The 15,506-nt window shown below is 45.2% G+C and carries 14 protein-coding genes; 11 read left to right on the plus strand and 3 right to left on the minus strand.

Going from position 1 to position 15,506, the window contains the following annotated elements:
* Positions 1 to 64 precede the first annotated feature (64 nt).
* From yajC to PAN94_RS02610, 6 genes are all read left to right on the plus strand, one after another.
* Positions 65 to 400, plus strand: coding sequence for a preprotein translocase subunit YajC (gene yajC / locus PAN94_RS02585; protein WP_005591861.1), 336 nt, complete (start codon positions 65 to 67; stop codon positions 398 to 400).
* A 217-nt stretch (positions 401 to 617) separates the two neighbouring features.
* A complete protein-coding gene (uppS, locus tag PAN94_RS02590; RefSeq protein WP_045500858.1) occupies positions 618 to 1,367 on the plus strand; it encodes an undecaprenyl pyrophosphate synthase in 750 nt (249 codons plus the stop codon).
* A gap of 15 nt (positions 1,368 to 1,382) precedes the next feature.
* Positions 1,383 to 2,186, plus strand: a complete 804-nt coding sequence (locus PAN94_RS02595; RefSeq protein WP_045500860.1) for a phosphatidate cytidylyltransferase — start codon at positions 1,383 to 1,385, stop codon at positions 2,184 to 2,186.
* Positions 2,187 to 2,256: 70 nt separating this feature from the next.
* Entirely contained in the window at positions 2,257 to 3,513 is a 1,257-nt protein-coding gene (gene rseP / locus PAN94_RS02600) for an RIP metalloprotease RseP (protein WP_285874459.1), read from the plus strand.
* Positions 3,514 to 3,558: 45 nt separating this feature from the next.
* On the plus strand, positions 3,559 to 5,409 hold the full coding sequence (locus PAN94_RS02605) for a proline--tRNA ligase (RefSeq protein ID WP_285874461.1): 1,851 nt from the start codon (positions 3,559 to 3,561) through the stop codon (positions 5,407 to 5,409).
* A gap of 88 nt (positions 5,410 to 5,497) precedes the next feature.
* Positions 5,498 to 5,881, plus strand: a complete 384-nt coding sequence (locus tag PAN94_RS02610) for a PH domain-containing protein (RefSeq protein WP_185760303.1) — start codon at positions 5,498 to 5,500, stop codon at positions 5,879 to 5,881.
* A 100-nt stretch (positions 5,882 to 5,981) separates the two neighbouring features.
* Here PAN94_RS02610 and PAN94_RS02615 read toward each other — a convergent pair whose 3' ends face one another.
* Together PAN94_RS02615 and PAN94_RS02620 are read right to left on the minus strand one after the other, a co-directional pair.
* Positions 5,982 to 6,449 carry a hypothetical protein gene (locus PAN94_RS02615; protein ID WP_048792198.1) on the minus strand — a complete coding sequence of 156 codons (468 nt, stop codon included), beginning with the start codon at positions 6,447 to 6,449 and terminating at the stop codon, positions 5,982 to 5,984.
* 151 nt (positions 6,450 to 6,600) lie between these two features.
* Entirely contained in the window at positions 6,601 to 7,143 is a 543-nt protein-coding gene (locus PAN94_RS02620) for a DUF1307 domain-containing protein (protein ID WP_285874463.1), read from the minus strand.
* Positions 7,144 to 7,310: 167 nt separating this feature from the next.
* Between PAN94_RS02620 and PAN94_RS02625 the strand changes: the two genes are divergently transcribed.
* The 4 genes from PAN94_RS02625 to PAN94_RS02640 all read left to right on the plus strand — a co-directional run bounded on the left by PAN94_RS02625 (position 7,311) and on the right by PAN94_RS02640 (position 13,458).
* Positions 7,311 to 11,699: a PolC-type DNA polymerase III gene (locus tag PAN94_RS02625; RefSeq protein WP_285874464.1), complete on the plus strand. Its 4,389-nt coding sequence runs from the start codon at positions 7,311 to 7,313 to the stop codon at positions 11,697 to 11,699.
* A gap of 19 nt (positions 11,700 to 11,718) precedes the next feature.
* Positions 11,719 to 11,871: a hypothetical protein gene (locus PAN94_RS02630; protein ID WP_285874465.1), complete on the plus strand. Its 153-nt coding sequence runs from the start codon at positions 11,719 to 11,721 to the stop codon at positions 11,869 to 11,871.
* Positions 11,872 to 11,892: 21 nt separating this feature from the next.
* Positions 11,893 to 13,134, plus strand: coding sequence for an aminopeptidase (locus PAN94_RS02635; protein ID WP_285874466.1), 1,242 nt, complete (start codon positions 11,893 to 11,895; stop codon positions 13,132 to 13,134).
* 93 nt (positions 13,135 to 13,227) lie between these two features.
* Positions 13,228 to 13,458 (plus strand): GlsB/YeaQ/YmgE family stress response membrane protein, encoded by a 231-nt coding sequence (locus tag PAN94_RS02640; protein WP_005591872.1) that lies wholly within the window; start codon positions 13,228 to 13,230, stop codon positions 13,456 to 13,458.
* A gap of 66 nt (positions 13,459 to 13,524) precedes the next feature.
* Here PAN94_RS02640 and def read toward each other — a convergent pair whose 3' ends face one another.
* Positions 13,525 to 14,157 (minus strand): peptide deformylase, encoded by a 633-nt coding sequence (gene def / locus PAN94_RS02645; protein WP_005591873.1) that lies wholly within the window; start codon positions 14,155 to 14,157, stop codon positions 13,525 to 13,527.
* Between the two features lie 194 nt (positions 14,158 to 14,351).
* Between def and PAN94_RS02650 the strand changes: the two genes are divergently transcribed.
* A complete protein-coding gene (locus tag PAN94_RS02650; protein WP_285874468.1) occupies positions 14,352 to 15,503 on the plus strand; it encodes an MFS transporter in 1,152 nt (383 codons plus the stop codon).
* Positions 15,504 to 15,506 lie beyond the last annotated feature (3 nt).

Here is a 15,506-nt window from a genome sequence, read left to right on the forward strand (position 1 = left end):
GCCTTGTCAAACGGGCCAAAATCTGCTATAGTAATTAGTAGATGAATTCCAAAGGAGAAGAGAAATGAATCCAACAATGATGATTATTTTTTTTGTTGTACTAGTAGGGATGATGTATTTCCAAGTACGGACACAGAAAAAGCAAGCTGAAAAACGTATGGAAAGCCTTAATAAACTGCAAAAAGGCTATGAAGTCATTACTATTGGTGGTCTTTACGGGACTGTTGATGAAGTTGATTCAGAGCGTAAGACTGTTGTCTTGGACGTAGACGGTGTTTTCTTGACATTTGAATTAGCAGCCATTAAGACTGTTTTGCCACTGACAGAGGGTATCCCAGCTGCTGCGGGAGTGGAAGGTGATATCGCTGTATCTGATGAAGATACTGCAATTGAAGAATAGAATATAGGACAGTCTAGAGGCTGTCTTTTTTATTTTAAGGACATATTGTAAACTCATCTTTTACAATATTATAGTTGTGCGATACAAGCGAAACCTGCCTGCATATACTACCAGCTATTCATCATCAGCTCTGATAGACGAAAAATCAGCTCTCCTGCCCACATTTAAAGGATTTATGATATAATGAAATGATAAAACTTTAAATAGGATAAAAAATATGTTTAGTTTTAAGAAAAAAGAAAAGCTCGATGAGGCCTTGCTTGTTCCCAAGCATATAGGCATTATCATGGATGGCAATGGTCGTTGGGCTAAAAAACGTATGCAGCCGCGCGTCTTTGGACATAAGGCAGGTATGGAAGCCTTGCAAGAAGTGACGATTGCAGCTAAGGAGATGGGTGTGCAGGTCTTGACAGTCTATGCCTTTTCAACGGAAAACTGGACGCGACCAGAAAAAGAAGTGTCCTTCATTATGAATTTGCCGGTTGAGTTTTATGACCGCTATGTGCCAGAATTACACAGAAACAATGTAAAAATTCAAATGATTGGCGACACGAAGCGACTTCCTAAAGCAACCTTTGAGGCCTTGGAGAAGGCTGAGGAGCTGACTCGCTTGAATACGGGGTTGATTTTGAATTTCGCCCTGAACTATGGCGGCCGAGCTGAAATCAATCAAGCGGTTCAGAAGCTTGCCCAAGATGTTTTAGATGCGAAAGTTCAGCCAGCAGATATTACAGAGGAAATGCTTGGAGATTACCTCTATACCAGCAGTTTGCCTGCAAGTTTACGGGATCCTGACTTGGTTATTCGTACGAGTGGCGAGCTGCGCCTTAGCAATTTCCTGCCTTGGCAGACAGCTTATAGCGAGTTGTATTTTACAGATATCCTTTGGCCGGATTTCGATGAGAGGGCTTTGAAGGATGCGGTTGTAGAGTATAATCGTCGCAATCGACGCTTTGGCGGTGTATAAAGGAGGGAGAAAAAGATGAGTTTAGATTTACAAAGACGTCTTCTTTTTGGAGGAATTGCTCTAGCAATTTTTATTCCTCTAGTGAAGATGGGAGGGATTCCCTTCCAGATCAGTGTTGGCCTTCTAGCTATGCTAGCAGTGCATGAATTGCTTAAGATGAAGGGGCTTCCGACAGCGACCTTAGAGGGCGGATTGGCTATGCTGGCAGCTTTCGTCTTGACCCTGCCACTTGAAAATTACTTGAAGTTTTTGCCCGTGGACGGCAATGTGATGGCTTATGGCTTGGTTGTTTTTGTCTTGCTAGGAGCGACTGTTTTAGGTTCCTCTTATAGTTTTGAAGATGCGGCTTATCCGATTGCTTCTAGTTTTTATGTCGGTCTAGGTTTTAATGCTTTGATCGATGCCCGTTTGGTGAATGTGGACAAGGTTTTGCTGGCTCTCTTTATCGTCTGGGCGACAGACAGTGGGGCCTATCTGGTTGGTACCCGCTACGGACGGAGAAAATTACTGCCAAAGATATCGCCAAATAAAACCATTGAAGGCAGTTTAGGAGGCATTATCTCAGCGGTGTTGGTTTCGGCGATTTTTATGTCTGTTCGTCCGCAAGTTGCCACTCCATATAGTTTTGTGACCATGCTGCTCTTGACAGTTGTCTTTAGTATTGCTGGTCAATTCGGCGACTTGGTAGAGAGCGCCATCAAGCGTCACTTTGGTGTGAAAGACTCAGGGAAGTTTATTCCTGGGCACGGCGGCGTTTTGGATCGCTTTGATAGCTTGCTTTTTGTCTTTCCACTGATGCACCTCTTTGGCCTGTTCTAAGGAGTTTGGTGGCCAAGCAGCCGAAAGCCTTCTTGGCTTAATGAACAATCTTAAGAGAAAGATTAGACTTATGCAGATTATTACATTTATTATTATTTTTGGGATCATTGTGGTGGTTCATGAGTTTGGACATTTCTACTTTGCCAAAAAATCAGGCATTCTAGTTCGTGAGTTTGCCATTGGGATGGGCCCGAAAATCTTTGCCCATATTGGCAAGGATGGAACAGCCTATACGATTCGAATTCTGCCGCTAGGTGGCTATGTCCGCATGGCTGGCTGGGGAGAGGATTCGACAGAAATCAAAACAGGTACGCCAGCTAGTCTGACCTTGAATGAAGATGGAAAAGTCGTACGCATCAATCTGTCTGGCAAGAAAATTGATCAGACGGCTCTGCCTATGAATGTGACCAGTTTTGATTTTGAAGAAAAGCTGGAGCTTACAGGGCTGGTCTTGGATGAGACAAAGACTTATTCTGTCGATCACGATGCGACTATTGTTGAGGAAGACGGAACGGAAGTTCGGATTGCTCCGCTGGATGTTCAGTATCAAAATGCGACTATTTGGGGACGCCTTATCACCAATTTTGCAGGTCCCATGAACAACTTTATCCTGAGCATTGTCGTCTACTCTCTCCTAGCCTTTATGCGAGGAGGAGCAGTGGACTACTATAGCAATCATGTTCAGGTCGTTCCTCAAGGAGTGGTGGCTAAGGCTGGTTTGAAAGACAATGACCAGATCGTTCAGGTCAATGAATACAAGGTTTCCAATTGGGATGAGTTGACAGATTCTGTCCAGAAGGCAACCCGTAACCAAGGAAAAAATCCAGAAGTAATGATTACCTATGAACGAGATGGAAAGACTCAAAAAGTGACGGTCCAACCAGAAGAAGATGGTGGACGCTATTATCTCGGTGTGACCAACGCTGTCAAGACGGGCTTTTTCGATAAGCTTCTGTCAGGTGTGACAGATACTTGGTACACAGCAAGTCGTATCTTAACGGCCTTGAAGGATATCATCTTCCACTTTAGTTTGAACAAGTTGGGTGGTCCGGTAGCGATCTACAAAGCGAGTTCGCAAGCCGCGGAGCTTGGACTTCCAGCTATTCTATCCTTGATGGCCATGTTGTCCATCAATATTGGAATCTTTAACTTGATCCCTATTCCGGCCTTGGATGGTGGGAAAATCTTGATCAATTTGATCGAGCTGGTTCGTAGAAAACCGCTCAAGCAGGAGGTAGAGACCTACTTGACCCTTGCTGGAGTGGCGGTCATGGTTATCTTGATGATTGCTGTGACTTGGAATGATATTATGAAATTGTTCTTCTAACATTTTAAAAGATTGAAAAATATTCTATGAAGGAGTTTTGTTTTTATGAAACAAAGTAAAATGCTAATCCCAACGCTGCGCGAAATGCCAAGCGATGCTCAGGTTATCAGCCATGCCCTTATGTTGCGGGCTGGCTATGTTCGCCAAGTTTCTGCGGGAGTGTATTCTTATCTGCCACTGGCTAACCGTGTTATTGAAAAAGCTAAAAAAATCATGCGGGAAGAGTTTGATAAGATTGGTGCGGTTGAAATGCTGGCGCCAGCCCTGCTTAGTGCGGACCTCTGGCGTGAGTCAGGTCGTTACGAGACCTACGGTGAAGACCTCTACAAGCTAAAAAATCGTGAAAAATCAGACTTTATCCTAGGTCCGACACACGAAGAGACCTTCACTTCCATTGTCCGTGACTCTGTTAAATCATACAAGCAATTGCCGCTCAACCTCTATCAAATCCAACCTAAGTACCGCGACGAAAAGCGTCCACGTAATGGACTTCTTCGTACCCGTGAATTCATCATGAAAGATGGCTATAGCTTCCATGCTAACTATGATAGTTTGGATGTAACTTATGATGAGTACAAATCTGCTTATGAGAAAATCTTCACTCGCAGCGAACTAGATTTCAAAGCCATTATCGGTGACGGTGGCGCTATGGGGGGTAAGGATAGTCAGGAATTTATGGCTATCACACCTGCTCGTACAGATCTTGACCGTTGGGTGGTTTTGGACAAGTCAGTTGCCTCATTTGATGAAATTCCTGCAGAGGTGCAAGAAGAAATCAAGGCAGAATTGCTCAAATGGATGGTGTCTGGGGAAGATACGATTGCTTACTCTAGCGAATCTAGCTATGCAGCCAACCTTGAAATGGCAACCAATGCTTACAAACCAAACAAAAAGGTAGTGACGGAAGCAGAGTTGGTGCGGGTAGAAACTCCTGACTGCAAGACCATTGATGAGGTAGCAGCTTTCCTACAAATTGATACAGAAGAAACAATCAAGACCTTGGTTTACATGGCTGATGAAAAGCCTGTCGTAGCGCTCCTTGTCGGCAATGACCAACTCAACGAAGTCAAGCTGAAAAACCACTTGGGTGCAGATTTCTTTGAAGTCTCTAGTGAAGAGGATGTTCGTCAGCTCCTAGGCGCAGGCTTTGGCTCACTAGGGCCAGTCAATCTGCCAGAAGATGTAACTATTATCGCAGATCGTAGAGTCCAAGACCTTTCTAATGCTGTGGCAGGAGCCAATGAAGATGGCTACCACCTGACTGGTGTCAATCCAGGTCGTGACTTTACCGCTGAGTATGTGGATATCCGTGAGGTTCGTGAGGGTGAAATTTCGCCAGACGGCCAAGGTGTCCTCAAGTTTGCCCGTGGGATTGAGATTGGACATATCTTCAAGCTGGGAACTCGCTACTCTGACAGTATGAATGCCAATGTCTTGGATGAAAATGGCCGAGCAGTACCGATGATCATGGGTTGTTACGGTATCGGTGTCAGCCGTCTCCTGTCCGCTGTTATGGAGCAGCATGCCCGCCTCTTTGTCAATAAAACTCCTAAGGGTGAATTCCGCTATGCTTGGGGAATCAACTTCCCGAAAGAGCTGGCACCATTTGATGTGCACTTGATTCCGGTCAATGTCAAGGACGAGGAAGCTCTGGCTCTAACTGACCAAATCGAGGCTAACTTGCTAAGTGCTGGTTATGAAGTCTTGGTGGATGATCGCAATGAGCGCGCTGGTGTTAAGTTTAGCGACAGCGATTTGATTGGTCTCCCAATCCGTGTGACAGTTGGTAAGAAAGCCGCAGAAGGCATCGTCGAAGTCAAGATTAAGGCTACGGGCGATACCATTGAAGTCCACGCTGATAATCTGCTGGAAACTCTGTCTATTTTGACAAAATAAAATCAACTGCCAGTTTTGTCTGGCAGTTTTCTTTTGCTTATTGGCCTTGAAAATGCTATAGTAGGGGGAAAATGGATTGGAGGAATGAATGATGGGATTATTCAGTGGTTTATTGGGCAATGCTTCTCAGAAGGATATTGAAAAAACAGAAAGAGAGTTGGAGAACATTTTGACGCCAGCAGAAAATGTGGAGCTGGCTTTCAGCCTCATTCGCGACTTGATTGTCTTTACAGATAAGCGTTTGATTTTGGTGGACAAGCAGGGAGTGACAGGCAAGAAAACGGCTTATAAGTCTTATCCTTATCGCTCCATTTCTCGCTTTTCGGTGGAAACGGCTGGCCACTTTGACCTAGACGCTGAGCTGAAAATCTGGGTTTCCAGTGCTGAGGAACCAGCTGAAACCCTAACCTTCCGAAGTGATAAAAGTGTCATTGCCATCCAAAAAGCGCTGGCAGAAGCAGTATTGAGATAAAAAGCGGTTTCAACCGCTTTTTTTGTAAACAAAAACTAACCATAGCTTATTAGCTTGGTTAGTTCATAAATAAAGATTGACGATCTGGAATATTTCCTATCTAGTTGTCTTCACTAGGGAAAGATTCACCAAAATGCAGCTCAGAGTATGGAGTTTCAAAATGACCTCCGTCATAAGTTACCTTGACTGAAGTTATTCCAAAGTCAACGATTATTGGTTTTGCAGCTGTTATAAAGACATAGCGATTAGCGTTTTGTTTTATATCATAGATTTTTACTGCTCCGTAAATGGAATCGGAAGAATAGATATCTCCATTTTTAGTCGATTTGCTTATTTCAATGGTCTTCTTAGTAGGAGAGTAGGATAAATTATAGGCTTCTTTTTTTCCGATGCCTTGAGTAATAAAAGTTTCGTTGTCATCACTTTTAGCTTGAAAGTGAATAAAATTTTTATCAAAACTTTGCTGAGCGTTGTTCATGACGAGAAATACATTTACTCCCCATGCAGCTAAGCCCAAAATAAGAAGAGAAGCGATACCAATAAAAACAGTTTTTTTAGTTAAGCGCATAAAAACTCCTTGAAAATCATGCTATTGGAGAAGTGAAAGCCAATAGCTTACTCTAAAAAATATTTCCTAAGTTTTTTTCTTGCTGGCGAACTAAGGAGTTGGCTAGCAAGACAGAATAGTTTCTAAAGTTAAAAATAAGTCAGAAAAGATTTCATTCTTCTGTGAATCCTTGAGATAGCAGAAAAGCAAAGAAATCTTCGGGCTTTTCCTTAAGCTTTTTGAATAGGTTATCTTTAGTTGTTTCCCCTAAAGCAGCCATGACTTGTTTTTCTTTTGCTTTGCTGAGATCAAAGTGGGCAACTTGTGCAACGGTTTTCTTGTCCTCTGAAACTTTGACTTCAAGTGTGACTCCATCTAACTTGCTGAATTTATCATAAAAGTCACCAGCTTTTAATTCTTCTTGATAAATGTTGCTGATTTCTTCAGGACTCTTACTTTGCTCGTCCTCTTGAGTCGGTTTCGTAGCCATAAAATCGAAGGCTCGAATCCTATCTTTTTGATAATAAGCGACAATTTTATTATTGTATCCGTTAGGCATGTTGTAAGCAAAAGTCTTGGTTTTTACTTTCTCTTCTTTTTTTGGCTTGCTTTGGCTCTGACTTTGGTTGGGTTTGTTTTCGTGCTTAGTTTGCTTAGGCATGCTGCAGGCAGTCAAAGCCAGCAGACAGGCGCTAGCTAGTAAAATTTTCTTCACAATTAAGACTCCTTTTGATAAATGTTTTTTCTATTATAGCATAACTTAGTTTTAAGACAAGAAAACATATAAATATATAGACATTAACAGCTTTACTCCGCTCTTTTTCTGTCGAAAAAAGTGCTGATTTATGGTAAAATAAGGTCACTACTGTACGAGGAAATGTCATGTCAAACAAGTTTGAAATTTTAATGAATCAGCTAGATATGCCACTGGAGATGAGAAATTCAGAGGCCTTTTTGAATGCAGAAATTGAGAAAGTTCTGGTCCACAAGGTCAGTCGGGTCTGGGAGTTTCATTTTTCTTTTGCGAATATTCTGCCCATTGAGATTTTTCGAGAATTGCAGAAGCGCTTAGCTCAAGAGTTTTCTAAGACGGGCAATCAAGCTATTTTTGAAATTCACTGTCAGGCTCCCCATGTATCGGATGAGCTCTTGCAGGCTTATTACCGGCTGGCCTTCGAGGAAGGTCCATGTGCCAGTCATGGCTTCAAGAGCCTGTATCAGGATTTGCGGGTTCATTTGGATGGGGACAAGCTGCTGATTGAGGGGGCTTCGACCATCGATACGGAGCATTTTCGCAAGAATCACCTGCCCAACCTCAGTCGCCAGCTGGTCAAGTATGGTTTTCCTCATCTGACCTGTCAAGTTCAGCACAGCGATGAGCTGACCCAACAGCAAGCGGAGAATTTCCAGGCGGAGAATGACAAGATTGTCCAAGCGGCCAATGAAGAAGCGCTCAAAGCCATGGAATCTCTGCAACAGATGGCCCCACCGCCAGAAGAAAAACCGACTTATGATTTCCAAGCTCGCAAGGCTGCAGCAAAGCCAAATCTGGACAAGGCAGAGATTACTCCTATGATCGAAGTTCAGACTGAGGAAAACCGTCTGGTCTTTGAGGGAATGGTCTTTGATCTAGAGCAGAAGGTCACGCGGACCGGTCGGGTCTTGCTCAACTTCAAGATGACAGACTATACTTCTAGCTTTTCTTTGCAGAAATGGATGAAAAACGAGGAAGAAGCCAAGAAGTTTGACATGATTAAGAAAGGCGCCTGGCTGCGCGTGCGGGGAAATGTGGAGATGAACAACTTCACCCGCGACCTGACGATGAATGTGCAGGATGTCCAGGAAGTTACCCACTATGAGCGCAAGGACTTGATGCCTGAGGGGCAGAAGCGGGTCGAGTTTCACGCCCATACCAATATGTCTACTATGGACGCCCTGCCTGAAGTAGAGGAAATCGTTGCAACAGCAGCCAAGTGGGGCCATAAGGCTGTCGCCATTACCGACCATGGCAATGTGCAGAGTTTTCCCCATGGCTACAAGGCTGCCAAAAAAGCTGGTATCCAGCTGATTTACGGTATGGAGGCCAATATTGTAGAAGACCGGGTGCCCATCGTCTACAATGAAGTGGACATGGAGCTGAGCGATGCGACCTATGTAGTCTTTGACGTGGAAACGACAGGCCTTTCGGCTGTTTACAATGACTTGATTCAAGTTGCTGCCAGCAAGATGCACAAGGGCAATATCATCGCTGAGTTTGATGAGTTTATCAATCCTGGGCATCCTCTTTCAGCCTTTACGACGGACTTGACTGGGATTACTGATGAGCATGTCCGCAATGCTAAACCGCTTGAGCAAGTTCTGAAAGAATTTCAGGAATTTTGTCAGGACAGTGTCCTCGTTGCCCATAATGCTACCTTTGACGTGGGCTTTATGAATGTCAACTATGAGCGTCATGGCCTGCCGAAAATTACCCAGCCGGTCATTGACACGCTGGAATTTGCCCGCAACCTCTATCCAGAATACAAGCGTCATGGTCTGGGGCCTTTGACCAAGCGTTTCCAGATTGCTCTGGAGCACCACCACATGGCCAACTATGACGCGGAAGCGACGGGCCGCCTCCTCTTTATCTTTATCAAGGATGTGGCTGAAAAGCATGGTGTGAGCAATCTCAAGGATTTGAATACGGATCTGGTCGATGAGAATTCTTACAAGAAAGCTCGGGTCAAACATGCGACCATTTATGTGAAAAATCAGACGGGGCTCAAGAATATTTTCAAACTAGTCAGTCTGTCCAATACCAAGTATTTCGAAGGTGTCCCGCGGATTCCACGGACCGTGCTGGATGCCCATCGTGAAGGACTGATTTTAGGCTCAGCCTGTTCAGAAGGTGAAGTCTATGACGCCGTTGTCTCTCAGGGGGTGGATGCAGCTGTCGAAGTAGCCAAATATTATGACTTTATCGAGGTCATGCCACCAGCTATCTATGAGCCACTGATTGCCAAGGAGCAGATCAAGGACCAGGAAGAGTTGCAGACCATTATTCGCAATCTGATTGAGGTCGGAGATCGCTTGGGCAAGCCTGTCCTTGCGACGGGGAATGTCCACTATATTGAGCCGGAAGAAGAAATCTATCGGGAGATTATCGTCCGCAGTCTGGGTCAGGGAGCCATGATTAACCGGACTATTGGCCACGGTGAAAATGCCCAGCCGGCTCCGCTTCCTAAGGCTCACTTCCGGACCACCAATGAGATGCTGGATGAATTTGCCTTTCTAGGCGAGGATTTGGCTAAGAAACTGGTCATCACCAATCCGAATCAGCTGGCGGAGACCTTTGAGCCGGTCGAGGTAGTCAAGGGCGACCTCTATACGCCTTTCATTGACAAGGCCGAGGAGACAGTTGCCGAGCTGACCTATCAAAAAGCTTTTGAGATTTATGGCAATCCGTTGCCAGATATCGTAGACTTGCGGATCGAAAAAGAGCTGACCTCCATCTTGGGGAATGGCTTTGCCGTGATTTATCTGGCTTCTCAGATGCTAGTGCAGCGCTCCAATGAGCGGGGCTATCTGGTAGGTTCGCGGGGGTCTGTCGGATCCAGCTTTGTTGCGACCATGATTGGGATTACCGAGGTTAATCCTTTGTCGCCCCACTATGTCTGTGGCAAATGCCAATACAGCGAGTTCATCACGGATGGATCTTATGGTTCTGGCTTTGATATGCCGGATAAGGACTGTCCAAAGTGTGGCCACAAACTTAGCAAAAATGGGCAAGATATTCCTTTTGAGACCTTCCTTGGATTTGACGGGGACAAGGTGCCCGATATTGACTTGAACTTCTCTGGAGAGGATCAGCCGAGCGCCCATTTGGACGTGCGGGACATCTTTGGTGAGGAGTATGCCTTTCGGGCTGGAACCGTTGGTACCGTTGCGGCTAAGACGGCTTATGGATTTGTCAAAGGCTATGAGCGCGACTACGGGAAGTTCTACCGGGACGCAGAAGTTGAGCGTCTGGCACAGGGAGCTGCTGGAGTCAAGCGGACGACTGGACAACACCCGGGCGGAATCGTTGTTATCCCTAACTACATGGATGTTTATGACTTTACACCGGTCCAATATCCAGCTGATGATGTGACGGCCGAGTGGCAGACCACCCATTTTAACTTCCACGATATCGATGAAAATGTCCTCAAGCTTGATGTTCTGGGACACGATGATCCGACCATGATCCGGAAGCTTCAGGACTTGTCTGGCATTGATCCTAATGATATTCCTATGGATGATGCCGGTGTCATGGCCCTCTTTTCTGGAACAGACATTCTGGGTGTGACTGAGGAGCAAATCGGCACGCCGACTGGTATGTTGGGGATTCCGGAGTTTGGGACCAACTTTGTACGGGGAATGGTTGATGAGACCCATCCGACAACCTTTGCCGAACTCTTACAGCTATCTGGTCTCTCTCATGGTACGGACGTTTGGCTGGGCAATGCTCAAGACTTGATCAAGCAAGGGATTGCTGACCTGTCCACCGTAATCGGCTGTCGGGACGACATCATGGTTTACCTCATGCACAAGGGCTTGGATCCTAAGATGGCCTTTACGATCATGGAGCGCGTGCGGAAGGGCCTCTGGCTGAAGATTTCTGAAGAAGAGCGCAACGGCTATATCGCAGCCATGAAGGAAAATAATGTGCCAGAATGGTACATCGAGTCCTGTGGAAAGATCAAGTACATGTTCCCTAAGGCCCATGCGGCGGCCTACGTTATGATGGCTCTGCGGGTGGCCTACTTCAAGGTGCATCATCCGATTTATTACTATTGTGCTTATTTCTCCATCCGGGCTAAGGCCTTTGATATCAAGACTATGAGTGGTGGCCTTGATGCCGTCAAACGCCGGATGAGCGAAATCGCTGAAAAGCGCAAGAACAACGAAGCTTCCAATGTAGAAATTGACCTTTATACGACTCTGGAAATCGTCAATGAAATGCTGGAGCGGGGCTTCAAATTCGGCAAGCTAGATCTTTACAAGAGCCATGCGACGGAGTTTCTCATCGAAGGGGACACCCTTATCCCGCCTTTCTCTACTATGGATGGTCTGGGTGACAACGTTGCCCGCCAATTAGTTAGAGCGCGGGAAGAAGGTGAATTCCTTTCTAAGACGGAGCTCCGCAAACGTGGCGGCCTCTCTAGCACCCTAGTTGAAAAAATGGACGATATGGGTATTCTCGGCAATATGCCAGAGGATAACCAGCTGAGTTTGTTTGATGAGTTTTTCTAAAATATAGAAAGAGGTTTTTATGAAATTGACTATTTCCGCTCAGGATAAGCCAGCGCAAAAGGTGTTTGATTACCAGCTGGAGTTTGATCCAGATACGATTTTGAAAATGACCGCTTTGATTTGCGGTAAGGTGACAGCGGTTAGCCTGCTGTCCCTGTTTAAAGAGAAATAACGAAAGAAAAGGAGAAGCAGAATGGTTCTGCCAAATTTTAAAGAAAATCTAGAAAAATATGCGAAATTGTTGGTTGCGAATGGAATTAATGTGCAACCGGGTCACACAGTGGCGCTCAATATTGATGTGGAGCAGCGTGAGTTGGCGCATTTGATCGTGAAAGAAGCTTATGCCTTGGGTGCGCATGAGGTTATCGTTCAGTGGACAGATGATGTCATCAACCGTGAGAAATTCCTCCATGCACCAATGGATCGTTTGGACAATGTGCCAGAATACAAGATTGCTGAGATGAACTATCTCTTGGAGAACAAAGCCAGCCGCTTGGGCGTTCGTTCATCTGATCCGGGGGCTTTGAATGGTGTGGATGCTGACAAGCTTTCAGCTTCTGCTAAAGCGATGGGACTTGCTATGAAGCCAATGCGCATCGCAACTCAATCCAACAAGGTTAGCTGGACTGTAGCAGCCGCTGCTGGACTTGAGTGGGCTAAGAAGGTCTTTCCAAATGCTGCGAGCGATGAAGAAGCAGTCGATCTCCTTTGGGACCAAATCTTCAAAACTTGCCGTGTCTACGAAGAAGATCCTGTTAAAGCTTGGGAAGAGCATGCTGCTATCCTTAAGAGCAAGGCAGAAATGCTCAATAAAGAACAATTCTCAGCCCTTCACTACACAGCGCCAGGAACTGATTTGACACTTGGCTTGCCAAAGAACCACGTTTGGGAATCAGCCGGTGCCATCAACGCACAGGGAGAAGGATTCTTACCAAATATGCCAACAGAAGAAGTCTTTACGGCTCCTGACTTCCGTCGTGCAGATGGCTATGTAACCTCTACAAAACCACTTAGCTACAACGGAAATATCATCGAAGGCATTAAAGTAACCTTCAAGGATGGTCAAATCGTAGACATTACTGCTGAAAAGGGTGATCAGGTCATGAAAGACCTTGTCTTTGAAAATGCGGGTGCGCGTGCCTTGGGTGAATGTGCCTTAGTACCAGATCCAAGCCCGATTTCTCAGTCAGGCATTACCTTCTTTAACACCCTTTTTGATGAGAATGCTTCAAACCACTTGGCTATCGGTGCAGCCTATGCGACCAGCGTTGTTGGTGGGGCAGAGATGAGCGAAGAAGAACTTGAAGCTGCAGGACTGAATCGTTCAGATGTTCACGTGGACTTTATGATTGGCTCTAACCAGATGGATATCGATGGTATCCGCGAAGATGGTAGCCGTGTGCCAATCTTCCGCAATGGAGACTGGGCAATCTAAGATTTTAAGTTGTTTTGACGGGCACTTTTAATCTGTCAGCTCCCACCTGCTTCTTGAAAAGTATTCTTAGAAACATAGAAAGAAGGATCCTATATGATTGGTAGTATGTTTGTCGGTTTTATTATTGGTCTCATGGCTGGGGCTATCACCAGCCGCGGGGAACGTATGGGCTGTATCGGAAAAATCCTCTTGGGCTGGTTTGGTTCATGGCTTGGGCAATTGCTTTTCGGCCACTGGGGACCAATGTTAGCGGACACAGCTATTCTTCCCTCAGTCTTGGGCGCTGTGATCCTTTTGGCTCTTTTCTGGGATCGAGGTACTTAGGATAGTGTAAAAGAAATACCTAGACGTGAAAACGTCTAGGTATTTTTGATTGCAATATATGATCGTTTATTCCAGTACCAGCATGCCGTCTTTCACTGCGAATGGATCTTTTTCATTGATACGATCGTAAAACATGATGCCGTTGATGTGGTCGATCTCGTGTTGAACCACGATAGAATTGTAGCCTTTGAGTTTGATGCGGTGTTTTTGACCGTCCTTGTCAAAGTAATCCACGGTCACTCGTGCATGACGCACAACATAGCCTGGTACCTCTCGGTCGACGGAAAGGCAGCCTTCTCCATCAGCTAGAGCAGCATCTTGCACAGAGTGGGCAACAACTTTAGGATTGTACATGACCTGAGCTAGTGAGTAGGCTTCTTTAGGCGGATTTCCTTCTTCGTCCTCCAGATTTGGCACCAGTACAGCGATAATCCGCTTAGAAATATCCAGCTGAGGCGCTGCTAGACCTACTCCGCCACGGAGCCCCATTTTTTCCGCCATGACAGGATCTTGAGAATGTTTCAAAAACTGCATCATTTTCTCACCTAAAATGATTTCCTGATCAGATAGGGGAAAGCTGACTTCCTCAGCCACCGCACGCAAGGTAGGATTTCCCTCGCGAATAATATCGCTCATATCAATCAAATGAGCTGCCTTGGTTAATTTATCCATAACCGATTTTTTTTCACTAACAGACATGATTCTCTCCTTTTTCTTTCTTTCATCATAACACAAATCCCGCCAGAAATAAAGAAAGGGCTTGTCCTTTTATTAGGCGAGAAAATTTTCGAAAGAATACTCTTTTTAATGGCTAATTTTTCAAGAAAAGATGATTGCGTCTTTTTCTAAAAAGCTGTATGATAGAATGAGTGTGATTTTTAAAGGAAAATAGAATGAAAAAGTTTATGGAAAAAGTGAGTATTCTCTCACTTTCTTTAGTGTTGACGACCTCCTTTTCGATTTCCAGTGCCCAATCGGCTATGTTTGCTTTTTATAAAGACCTGCCGGAAAGCTGGATTGAACTGCTGATTTCTCTCCCATCGGCTGGGATTATGCTCATGCTAGTTTTAAATGGCCTAGTGGAGAAATATTTATCGGAACGAAAGATGATTGTGACAGGGCTCTTGATTTTCGCTCTTTGCGGCTTTGTTCCTCTCGTGAATAAGGAATATTGGGTGATTTTTGCCTCGCGCCTGATCTTTGGTATGGGAGTTGGTTTGCTCAATGCTAAGGCCATCTCGATTATCAGTGAGCGTTATGAGGGCAAGGAACGGATTCAGACCTTAGGTCTGCGTGGATCGGCTGAAGTTGTTGGGACAGCCCTCCTGACGCTTGGAGTGAGCCAGTTGCTTCGCTTTGGCTGGGAAATTTCTTTCTTGGTCTATGCGTCGGGTTTGATCGTTCTAGCCCTCTACCTGCTCTTTGTTCCCTATGGCAAGGAGGAGAAGCATCATGAGGCTCATCAGGAAGGAAAGGGTCTGACAGCTGCACAGTGGTTTCTGACAATCGGCCTAGCCCTAGTAGCAGCGGTGATTGTCTTGACGAATGTGGTCATCAACGTGCGCGTGCCCGGACTGGTTGAAAAGTCTGGTATGGGGAATGTTCAGACAGCAGGTTTGATTCTTTCAACCATGCAGTTGATTGGTATTGCCGCAGGCTTGTCCTTTGCACCTCTTCTTCATTATTTCAAGGAAAATTTATTGACAGTTGCAGGAGTGGTCTTTGGTCTTACTGCGATCATGATTGGTTTGGCACCTAATCTCTTGCTCTTGAGTGTGGTTACCATCGCTTCTGGCTTTGTTTATAGTGTCAGTCTAACAGCGATTTTCCATATTCTTTCCGAGAGAATCCCTAGTAAATCCTTGAATCAAGCAACCTCGATTGTGATTTTAGGCTGCAGTGCTGGAGCGACTGCTACAACCTTTTTCTTGTCTTTGATTAGTCAATTTTCAAGCCAAGCTTCCTTTATTTTTGGCGTTTTGGGAAGCCTGATGGTTTTAATGGCAGTGCTGGCATTCGGCATTCTCAAGAAAAAGTCTGCTTAGGAG

The sequence above is a fragment of the Streptococcus sp. SC1 genome (genome assembly GCF_030272855.1).
Classification (GTDB): Bacteria; Bacillota; Bacilli; order Lactobacillales; family Streptococcaceae; genus Streptococcus.

Bases quoted from the DNA above. Each gene is read 5' to 3' on its own strand.
- PAN94_RS02630 (WP_285874465.1), top strand. From the start codon at position 11,719: ATGAAATTGACTATTTCCGCTCAGGATAAGCCAGCGCAAAAGGTGTTT.
- rseP (WP_285874459.1), top strand. From the start codon at position 2,257: ATGCAGATTATTACATTTATTATTATTTTTGGGATCATTGTGGTGGTT.
- PAN94_RS02625 (WP_285874464.1), top strand. From the start codon at position 7,311: ATGTCAAACAAGTTTGAAATTTTAATGAATCAGCTAGATATGCCACTG.
- PAN94_RS02635 (WP_285874466.1), top strand. From the start codon at position 11,893: ATGGTTCTGCCAAATTTTAAAGAAAATCTAGAAAAATATGCGAAATTG.
- PAN94_RS02615 (WP_048792198.1), bottom strand. From the start codon at position 6,449: ATGCGCTTAACTAAAAAAACTGTTTTTATTGGTATCGCTTCTCTTCTT.
- uppS (WP_045500858.1), top strand. From the start codon at position 618: ATGTTTAGTTTTAAGAAAAAAGAAAAGCTCGATGAGGCCTTGCTTGTT.
- PAN94_RS02610 (WP_185760303.1), top strand. From the start codon at position 5,498: ATGATGGGATTATTCAGTGGTTTATTGGGCAATGCTTCTCAGAAGGAT.
- def (WP_005591873.1), bottom strand. From the start codon at position 14,157: ATGTCTGTTAGTGAAAAAAAATCGGTTATGGATAAATTAACCAAGGCA.
- PAN94_RS02650 (WP_285874468.1), top strand. From the start codon at position 14,352: ATGAAAAAGTTTATGGAAAAAGTGAGTATTCTCTCACTTTCTTTAGTG.
- PAN94_RS02640 (WP_005591872.1), top strand. From the start codon at position 13,228: ATGATTGGTAGTATGTTTGTCGGTTTTATTATTGGTCTCATGGCTGGG.
- PAN94_RS02605 (WP_285874461.1), top strand. From the start codon at position 3,559: ATGAAACAAAGTAAAATGCTAATCCCAACGCTGCGCGAAATGCCAAGC.
- PAN94_RS02595 (WP_045500860.1), top strand. From the start codon at position 1,383: ATGAGTTTAGATTTACAAAGACGTCTTCTTTTTGGAGGAATTGCTCTA.
- yajC (WP_005591861.1), top strand. From the start codon at position 65: ATGAATCCAACAATGATGATTATTTTTTTTGTTGTACTAGTAGGGATG.